The sequence below is a fragment of the Sphingomonas yabuuchiae genome (genome assembly GCF_001477495.1).
GTDB lineage: Bacteria > Pseudomonadota > Alphaproteobacteria > Sphingomonadales > Sphingomonadaceae > Sphingomonas > Sphingomonas yabuuchiae_A.
Genome location: NZ_LDTF01000072.1, coordinates 1 through 9219 on the forward strand (window position 1 = coordinate 1; position 9219 = coordinate 9219).

General features: G+C 65.6%; 9 protein-coding genes and 1 tRNA gene. 3 read left to right on the top strand and 7 right to left on the bottom strand.

Going from position 1 to position 9219, the window contains the following annotated elements:
• Window positions 1-60: 60 nt before the first annotated feature.
• From NS355_RS12950 to NS355_RS12970, 5 genes are all read right to left on the bottom strand, one after another.
• The gene (locus NS355_RS12950; RefSeq protein WP_058746101.1) at window positions 61-759 is read right to left on the bottom strand and encodes a RibD family protein; all 699 of its coding nucleotides are present in this window, start codon (window positions 757-759) and stop codon (window positions 61-63) included.
• A 177-nt stretch (window positions 760-936) separates the two neighbouring features.
• Window positions 937-1527: a GNAT family N-acetyltransferase gene (locus NS355_RS12955; protein WP_058746105.1), complete on the bottom strand. Its 591-nt coding sequence runs from the start codon at window positions 1525-1527 to the stop codon at window positions 937-939.
• A gap of 75 nt (window positions 1528-1602) precedes the next feature.
• On the bottom strand, window positions 1603-2874 hold the full coding sequence (clpX, locus tag NS355_RS12960; RefSeq protein WP_042489865.1) for an ATP-dependent Clp protease ATP-binding subunit ClpX: 1272 nt from the start codon (window positions 2872-2874) through the stop codon (window positions 1603-1605).
• A gap of 112 nt (window positions 2875-2986) precedes the next feature.
• Window positions 2987-3676: an ATP-dependent Clp endopeptidase proteolytic subunit ClpP gene (clpP, locus tag NS355_RS12965; protein ID WP_056434117.1), complete on the bottom strand. Its 690-nt coding sequence runs from the start codon at window positions 3674-3676 to the stop codon at window positions 2987-2989.
• A gap of 122 nt (window positions 3677-3798) precedes the next feature.
• The gene (locus tag NS355_RS12970; protein WP_430727014.1) at window positions 3799-4746 is read right to left on the bottom strand and encodes a glycosyltransferase family 2 protein; all 948 of its coding nucleotides are present in this window, start codon (window positions 4744-4746) and stop codon (window positions 3799-3801) included.
• Window positions 4747-4915: 169 nt separating this feature from the next.
• Between NS355_RS12970 and NS355_RS12975 the strand changes: the two genes are divergently transcribed.
• Entirely contained in the window at window positions 4916-6265 is a 1350-nt protein-coding gene (locus tag NS355_RS12975) for a hypothetical protein (RefSeq protein WP_058746102.1), read from the top strand.
• A gap of 334 nt (window positions 6266-6599) precedes the next feature.
• On the opposite strand, the gene tig is transcribed toward NS355_RS12975, so the two are convergent.
• Together tig and NS355_RS12985 are read right to left on the bottom strand one after the other, a co-directional pair.
• Window positions 6600-8252: a trigger factor gene (gene tig, locus NS355_RS12980; RefSeq protein ID WP_058746103.1), complete on the bottom strand. Its 1653-nt coding sequence runs from the start codon at window positions 8250-8252 to the stop codon at window positions 6600-6602.
• 60 nt (window positions 8253-8312) lie between these two features.
• Window positions 8313-8397, bottom strand: a tRNA-Leu gene (locus NS355_RS12985).
• Between the two features lie 136 nt (window positions 8398-8533).
• On the opposite strand from NS355_RS12985, the gene NS355_RS19035 reads away from it, so the two are divergent.
• Window positions 8534-8692, top strand: coding sequence for a hypothetical protein (locus NS355_RS19035; RefSeq protein WP_167334720.1), 159 nt, complete (start codon window positions 8534-8536; stop codon window positions 8690-8692).
• A gap of 12 nt (window positions 8693-8704) precedes the next feature.
• Window positions 8705-8947, top strand: a complete 243-nt coding sequence (locus NS355_RS12990; RefSeq protein WP_058746104.1) for a hypothetical protein — start codon at window positions 8705-8707, stop codon at window positions 8945-8947.
• Window positions 8948-9219: the final 272 nt, after the last annotated feature.

A 9219-nucleotide genomic window follows, 5' to 3' on the forward strand; every position in this document is an offset into this window, starting at 1 on the left:
CTCACCCTTCCCACCCACTAAAGCGGGTGGGAAGGGTGAGGGTCGCTAGACAATAGAACATCAACCCGCCACATTCTCCACTCGATACCGGAGCCACAGCTCTCCGCCCGGCAGCACCTCATGATGCGTCAGAGTCAGTCCGGTCAGCGGCGCGGGCGTATCCGCATCCTTCTCACCCGAATGGAACAGGCTGGGCGCTCCGACCGCCCCGTCAATCGCGGGACAGAGCGCCATGCTGATCTCGTCGATCAACCCGGCGCGCAGGAACTCGCCATTGGCGGTGCCGCCGCCCTCGACGAGCAGCGTCTTCACGCCCAGTTCGCGGTTGAGGATGTCCGGCACGGCGCGCAGGTCGATCGCGTCCGCTCCGGCAAAGATATAGGAAACCCCGTCGCGGCGAAGCCCGGCCAGATGCGAGTCCGACACCGCCTCGGTCAGAACGACGACGATCGGATCGCCGCCGATGTCGCCCCGCCCCCAGACGATCTTGCCCTGTTCGTCCAGCACCACGCCGAACGCGTCGGCCTCACGGGTCGCGAACCAATGTTCGCGCGGGAAAGTCTCGTCCGTATCGGGATAATGGTCGCTTTTGGCGAATTCCTGTCCCGTCACCCGCCCGACGATCCACGCGTCACCGCCGATCCGGTCGTGCAGGTCCTCGAACAGATCGCCCGGCGCATAGCTTTCGGGCCGCCAACGGCTTTGCAGGATTCGCCCGTCCAGGCTGCAGATCATGTGGCAGATCATATGGGGTTTCATCGCGGCATCTCCTATTCGGAGCGGCAACGCGTAGACCGAGGCCAATATCCTCCTCGGCACGGGGAGGTGGCAGCGCGTCAGCGCTGACGGCGGGGGGGATTCCCCAAAGGTCATCGCCAGGGGCACGCCCCCTCCACCATCGCTTCGCGATGGTCCCCCTCCCCGTGCAGGGGAGGATCAGGCGCCGACCGGCCGCACCATCGACCAGAAGCGCGGGCCACCTCTGGGGACGGACCACTCCTCGATCAGCTGGAATCCCAACCGCGCATAAAGCCCGACATTGCTCTCGGTGGCCGTCTCCAGATAGGCGGGCACACCGTCCGCATCGCACCGGGCCAGTCCCGCCCGGATCGACGCGCCGCCCAGCCCTCGCCCCTGCCGGGCCGGATCGACACCAGCGATATGCAGATACCAGAAGGGCTCACGCGGGAAATGCGCCTCGATCGCATCGCCCAGCCGCATCGCACGCGGCAACGATGAACCCAGCGCGTGCACCACCGGGATCAGCCGCCGGAGATAGAAGGTCAACGGCCCATGCGCCTGGCCCGGTGGCCGCCAGAAGGTCCCGGCATCCGCCGCTTCGCTGACCAACCGCAGCCCCACCGCATCGCCGTCGAACAGCAGCGCGAACAGGCGCGGCAGGCGCTTCGCACGGTCGGCGGCATCGGGGAAGATATAGGACATGGCCGGATCGTCGGCAAAGGCGCGGCCCAGCATCGTCGCCACCGCCGCCCGGTCTCTTGGCCCCGCGTCGCGGATCGTCACCATCACATTCCCCATAGGAAAACAGGCGCCTCCCGAAGGGAAGCGCCCGTCATCAATTCCACAACGTCACAGGGCCGCTCAGGCCGCCGCGCCGTCCGTCTTCTTGGCCTTTTCGGCGTAGACGCGGATCGGTTCCTTGCGGCCCTCGACCACGTCCTTGTCGACCATCACCTCGTCGACGCCGTCCATGCCGGGCAGATCGAACATGGTGTCGAGCAATATGCCCTCCAGGATCGAGCGGAGCCCGCGTGCACCGGTCTTGCGCTCGATCGCCTTCTTGGCGACCGTGGTCAGCGCATCGTCGGTGAAGTCAAGTTCGACATTCTCCATCTCGAACAGCTTCTGATACTGCTTGACCAGCGCGTTCTTCGGCTCGGACAGGATCTTGACCAGCGCCGCAATGTCGAGGTCTTCCAGCGTCGCAATGACCGGCAGACGGCCGACGAATTCGGGGATCAGGCCGAACTTGAGGAGATCCTCCGGCTCGGTCTGGCGCAGATATTCGCCCGTCCGCTTTTCTTCCGGTGCCGCCACATAGGCGCCGAAGCCGATCGACTTGCCCTGCAGACGGTCACCGATGATCTTTTCCAGACCAGCGAACGCGCCGCCGCAGATGAACAGGATGTTCGTCGTGTCGACCTGCAGGAACTCCTGCTGCGGATGCTTGCGGCCGCCCTGGGGCGGAACGCTGGCGGTCGTGCCTTCCATCAGCTTGAGCAGCGCCTGCTGAACGCCCTCGCCCGACACGTCGCGGGTGATCGAGGGGTTCTCGGCCTTGCGGCTGATCTTGTCGATCTCGTCGATATAGACGATGCCGCGCTGCGCCCGCTCGACATTGTAATCCGAGGCCTGGAGCAGCTTCAGGATGATGTTCTCGACGTCTTCGCCGACATAACCGGCTTCGGTCAACGTCGTCGCGTCCGCCATGGTGAACGGCACGTCGAGGATGCGCGCCAGCGTCTGCGCCAGCAGCGTCTTGCCGCAGCCGGTCGGGCCGACGAGCAGGATGTTGGACTTGGCGAGTTCGACGTCGGCACCCTTCGCACCGTGGTTCAGGCGCTTATAGTGGTTGTGCACCGCGACAGACAGGACACGCTTGGCCTGCTTCTGCCCGATGACATAATCGTCGAGCACGTTGCAGATTTCCTGCGGCGTCGGGACGCCACCATCCTTCTTGGAAACCAGCGCGGACTTGGTCTCCTCACGGATGATGTCGTTGCACAGCTCCACGCACTCGTCGCAAATGAAGACGGTCGGCCCCGCGATCAGCTTGCGCACCTCGTGCTGCGACTTCCCGCAGAACGAGCAATAGAGGGTGCTTTTCGAGTTGCCACCGCTCACCTTGTCCATCAATCACCTCTCGCACCCATGAAGCGGTGCGCTACCGTTGCCGGGGTGCGCATCGTACCGCACCCCGATAAAGTCACAATCGAAATAAAACGTTCACGTTGAACGATCCGCCTTACGCAGCGGTCGACGCGTCGTCGGCCGGAGTCGGACGCTTGTCGAACACCTGGTCGATCAGGCCGAATTCCTTGGCCTCCTCGGCGCTCATGAACTTGTCGCGGTCCATCGCACGCTCGATCTCTTCCAGCGGCTTGCCGGTGTACTTGGCGTACAGCGTGTTCAGGAAATGCCGCATGCGCAGGATCTCACGCGCCTGGATCTCGATATCGGCCGCCATGCCCTGCGCCCCGCCCGAGGGCTGGTGGATCATGATGCGGCTGTTCGTGGTCGCGACGCGCATGCCCGGCTCACCGGCCGACAGCAGGAAGCTGCCCATCGAGGCGGCCTGGCCGATGCACAGCGTGCCGACCCGCGGCCGGATATACTGCATCGTGTCATGGATCGCCATGCCCGCCGTGACGACACCGCCCGGCGAGTTGATGTACATATAGATGTCCTTCTTCGGATTTTCCGACTCAAGGAACAGCAGCTGCGCGCAGATCAGCGAGGCCATGCCGTCCTCGACACCGCCGGTGACGAAGATGATGCGCTCGCGGAGCAGGCGGCTGAAGATATCGAACGACCGTTCGCCGCGGTTCGACTGTTCGATGACGATCGGAACCAGCCCGGCCTGCGTCTGCCGCAGCCCGACGCCAGCATGGGCCAGCGGGCTCGCGAAATCGCCGGTCTCGAACGGATTGTGCATGGAAATCTCTCTTATGCCCAGAAGAGCCCCTATGTCGCGTGGTGGCCGCGCATATTCAAGCCCCGGCGACATCCGGGGATGCTGCCGTGCAGCGTTTATCCCGTTCAGGGATGAAAATCCGATTAGCGCGGGTTTCCCGGCGCAGGCAGCGCGAGATAGGCCAGCCGTCGCACCTCTTGCCGCCCGCGCACCACGGTATCGAGGATCAGCCCGGTGAAGACGTTCAGCGCGGCGAGCAGCATCAGCCCCGTGGACAGGATCGCGGTCGGGAAGCGCGGGACCTGATGCGTCTGAAGATAGGTCAGCACGATCGGCACGGCCAGCAGGATGGAAAGCGCCGCGAACAGCGCCGCCACCGCACCGAAGAACCACATCGGCCGCTCGATCCGATACAGCTTCAGGATGGTGCGCAGGATGCGCCAGCCGTCCGAATAGGTGGACAGCTTCGACGCCGAGCCTTCGGGCCGCGCATAATAGGGCGTGGCGATCTCGGCACAGGGCATTTTCAGCTCCAACGCGTGAACGCTGATCTCGGTTTCGATCTCGAAGCCGACCGACAGGACCGGGAAGCTCTTGACGAAGCGACGCGAGAAGACGCGATACCCCGACAGGATGTCGGTGAAGCTGCGCCCGAACAGCTTGGCGAGCATACCCGTCAGCATCGCATTGCCGAAGCGGTGCCCGCGACGATAGGCGAGCTCCGCCTCGCTCACCCGCTGGCCGACCACCATGTCGAGCTGTTCCTCGACCATCCGCGCGACCAGGTCGGGTGCCGAAGCCGCGTCATAGGTCGCGTCGCCGTCCGCCATGACATAGATGTCGGCGTCGATATCGGCGAACATGCGTCGCACGACCGCGCCCTTGCCCTGAATCCGCTCCGACCGGACCACGGCGCCCGCCGCGCGCGCGACCTCGACCGTGCGATCCTTGCTGTTATTGTCATAGACATAGATGGTCGCGGTCGGCAGCGCCTCGCGGAAGCCCGCAATCGTCTGGGCGATCGCCGCTTCCTCGTTATAGCATGGCAACAGCACCGCAATGCTCGGCGCGCGCCCCTGATAGTCCATCATTCTTCCCTCGTGCGGCCCTATGGTCGGCCGAAGCGATGCCCCTTATGGCGGATCGCGACCTAAAGCGAGACGGCGCTTGGTCAGGCTTGCCCCCGGATCGGCCATATCCCTAAGCTGCGCCATGGACGAGTCAAAACCGGATCGACGGCCTCCCGGAATATCATGGCGGATGGCGGCGGCGATCCTGTTGGGGGCGGCGATCCTGTCTTGGGTCGCGGTCGCCAACGGCTTCCCCTTGGTCTTCGCCGACTCGGGCACCTATTTGCGGATACCGCTCGAACTCTTCTATCCGACCGATCGGCCGCCCGTTTACGGCCTCGCCATCGGATTGCCGTTGTGGATCATGGGGGTCTGGGGGATCGTCGCGGTTCAGGCGATGGGCAGCGTCCTGATCATCGCCATGACGCTCGCCATCGGTGGCGGCCGCCTCCATGCGCGGGGTCTGGTCGCGACCTGTGCGCTTCTTGCCCTGGGGAGCAGCCTGCCCTGGTTCGTCGGGCAGATCATGCCCGACGTCGCCACCGGCTTCGTGCCGCTGATCCTGTTCGCGTTGCTCGCCCGGCCGTCCGATACGCCGCTATGGCAGCGCGCCGGACTGGCCGCGCTGCTGGCCCTGCTGATCGCGGTGCATCTCAGCCATGTGCTGCTGGCGGTCGGGCTGTCGGGGCTGGCGATGGTCGCGATGCTCCTGAGCGGTACGGGGTGGCGAGAGACCGTCCGGCGATCCCTCCCCGCCATGCTGGCCATCATGGTGACGCTGCTGGGCCTGAGCAGCTTCAACCGGGTGGCGGGTTACGAGTTCCGGCCTGCCCTATCGTCCGACACCTTCCTGCTCGCACGGCTGTTCGACGGACATGTCGCGCAACCGACGCTGGCGCGGCTCTGTCGCGAACGCGCGCTCGCCCATTGTGCGGCGCGGCCCTTGGTTGACGATCCTTCGGTCGCCCAGCCGGGCCAGGCCTATCTGTGGGATCAGCGTTCACCACTCGGCGCGATGCTCCACCGCGACCGGCCAGGCGTGATCGCCGAACAACGGATCATCATCCGGACGGTCCTGCACGACGATCCCGGCGGCGTCGCGGCCTTGGCGTGGCGGGGCTTTACCGAGCAATTGACGACCGTCCGCAAGGGCGTGCTGCCGCCCTATGCCGCCGACATGCAGATTGCGCACATCCTGAAAGCCCGACTGCCGGATGCCTACCGGGCGTTTGCGGTGTCGCGACAACAGCGCGGGGCGCTCGATCCGCTAAAATTCGCGCCCGACGTCGCGGTGGCGGTGGCGGTCGTCCTGTTGCTGCCGCTGATGCTGGTCTGGGCGATAGGCGGGCGGCGGTGGCGCCTGCTGGGCCTGACGGGGCTGGTCGTCGCGACGCTCCTGCTCAATGCGGCGATCACCGGCGACTTGTCGGGCCCCGACGACCGCTATCAGAGCCGGGTGCTGTGGCTGCTGCCGCTGCTCGCCGCCTGTTTCGCCACCGCCCCCCGGGAACGCCCGGTTCCAGAACCAATCGACATTTAGCCCCCCTTCTTCCCTCTCCCCTGGACAGGGGAGAGGGTTAGCGAAGCTTGCCAGCTTGGCTGGCTAGCGCAGCTTGGGTGAGGGGTTGAGCGGGCTGAGGCCTCGCGCGCTCGCACAGGGGAGCGCCACACCCCTCACCCAGCTCCAACTAAGCCCTTGCTTTCGCAAAGGCCAAGTCTGCGCAACCCTCTCCCCTCGAAGAGGGCGAGGGAAGAGGACATGGCTGAACGTCGATTGGGCCTAAAAGTACTGCGGCCCTGAAAGCAAAAAGGGCGACCACTTTCGTGGCCGCCCTTTTTCTAAGCCAGTGGGCTGAAGCCCGCTCGGGCCGTCCTTACTCGGTCGGCGCAGCCTTCTTGGCGCGCGGCTTCTTCGCGGGCGCCTCGGCGGCTTCCGCTTCGCCTTCCGCCGGAGCGGCGGCCTTCTTGGCGCGCGGCTTCTTCGCGGGGGCTTCCTCGGCAGCGTCGGCCTCGCCCTCGGCCGGAGCGGCCTTCTTGGCGCGGGCCGGCTTCTTCTCGCCCTCGGCGTCGTCGGCGGCCGCTTCCTCGGTCACGTCGGCATCGGCCTTCTTGGCCTTCGCCTTGGCAGGCTTCTTCTTGCCGTGGTCATGATCATGGTCGTGATCATGATTGTGGACGTGCGTGCCGGTCGCGAAGCCGTCCTCGCTCTCGATCGCGGCTTCCAGCTCCTCACGGGTGGTTTCGCGGTCGGTGATCTCGGCCTTGCCGAACAGGAAGTCGACGACCTTGTCCTCATAGAGCGGGGCGCGCAGCTGGGCGGCGGCCATCGGCTCCTGCTGAACATACTGGATGAAGCGCTGGCGATCTTCCGGGCCATACTGCTGCGCGGCCTGCGCGATCAGGCGGTTCATTTCCTGCGCGGTCACCTCGACGCCGTTGGCCTGACCGATCTCCGAGAGGAGCAGGCCCAGACGGACGCGGCGCTCGGCGATCTTCTTATAATCGTCGCGCTCCTTCTCCATCTCGGCCTTGGCGGCCTCGGGGTCTTCCTCATGGGTCGCTTCATGCTCGAGCTGCGCCCAGATTTGCGAGAACTCGGCCTCAACCATCGACGGCGGCACTTCGAAGTCATGACCATCGGCCAGCTGGTCGAGCAGCTTGCGCTTCATGTATGTGCGGGTCAGGCCGTTATGCTCCTGCTCGATCTGCCCCTTCAGCAGGCCGCGCAGCTGCTCCAGGCTTTCCAGACCCAGATTCTTGGCCATCTCGTCGTCGACCTTGGCTTCGCCGGCGGTCTTCACCGACTTGATCGTCAGGTCGAAGGTCGCGGGCTGACCGGCCAGGTCCTTGGCGGGATAGTCCTCGGGGAAGGTGACCGAAATCTGCTTCTCTTCACCGGCCTTCACGCCAACCAGCTGGTCCTCGAAGCCGGGGATCAGGCGACCGCCGCCGATCTCGACGGCCATGTCCTCGCCCGAGCCGCCCTCGAAGGCGACGCCATCGGCGGTCTTGCCGATGAAGTCGACGGTGACCTGGTCGCCCTGCTCGGCGGCCTTGTCGCCCGCATCGTCCCAGCGCTTCTGCTGGTCGGCGAACTTCTGGAGCTGCTCGTCCACCGCCTCGTCGGCGACCGGCACGGTCAGGCGCTCGAGCTTCAGCGCGTCGATCGCCGGAGCCGGGACGGTCGGCAGGACTTCGAGCGTGACGTTCAGCGTGGCGTCCTGGCCCTGCTCATACTCGCCGACCAGTTCGACCTGGGGCTGCATCGCGGGACGCAGATTCTTCTCGGCGATCAGCGACTGCACGCCTTCCTGCAGCGCGGTGTTCAGCGCGTCCTGCAGCAGCGCCGGGCCGTGCATCTTGCGAACCAGGTTCGCGGGCACCTTGCCAGGGCGGAAGCCGGGCATCTTCATCTGCGGAGCGATGCGCTTCAGCTCGGCATCGACCTTGCCCTCGATATCCTTGGCAGTGATGGTGAGCGTGTAGGCGCGCTTCAGCCCCTCGTTCAGCGTCTCGACAGTCTGCATCTAAAGGCCTTCAATCTGGAGAAATTCCGTGTGGCTGTCGCCCCGTTCTTGACCGGGGACTGGTGCGGGCGAAGGGACTCGAACCCCCACATCTTACGATACTGGAACCTAAATCCAGCGCGTCTACCAGTTCCGCCACGCCCGCACGAGGACACCGCCGATGGGCGCGCGTCTATATCACCCTGGGCGGCTTCGGCAAGGGACAACAGGCAACATCGGCGTGTCCGATGCGTTTATGCCCTCCCCAGCCGGAAAAACGGCCTATTTTACGGAGAGCGAGAATGGCAACCCAGCCCCCGCCCGAAAGCCCGCAGCCGACCCAACCGGCCCAGCCCGACACGCCGCCGCCCGAAATCGTGCCGCCCGGCCCGGACATCGACCAGCCCGCGCCCGGGGTCGGCCCCGGCGATCCCGGCACCGCCCAGCCGCCCCAGATTTGAGAGGAGCCGATCATGGCGACCAATCCCGAAAACCATCCCGACAGCCCGTCCAGCGAGGCGCCCGAAAACAACCCGGACAGCCCGCCGCGCGAGGACCCGCGCAGCGATATCGAACAGGCCGTCGAGGCGCGTTCGGACGCGGTCGCGCGTGGCGAGGGCGGGGAAGAGCCGGTGACGTTTACCGATACCGGTGAGCATGACGGCGTCGGCGGGACCGGCGGCGTGGTGCGCAACCAGGATCTGGATGCGCAGTGATTGATGGGTGGGCTCGGTGAGACCCCGTTGCCCTCCCCCAGCCCCTCCCGCTTGCGGGAGGGGAGAGGCCGGAGGTTTGCCTTGGGAGTTACACCAAGCCGTCAACCCGAGACCAAAGCTGTAGATAGTGCACGCTGTATGCCCAGAGCACGCCCCTCCCGCAGGCGGGAGGGGCGTGCTCTGGGCATACAGCGTGCACTATCTACAGCTTTGGTCTCGGGTTGACGGCTTGGTGTAACTCCCAAGGCAAACCTCCGGCCTCTCCCCTCCCG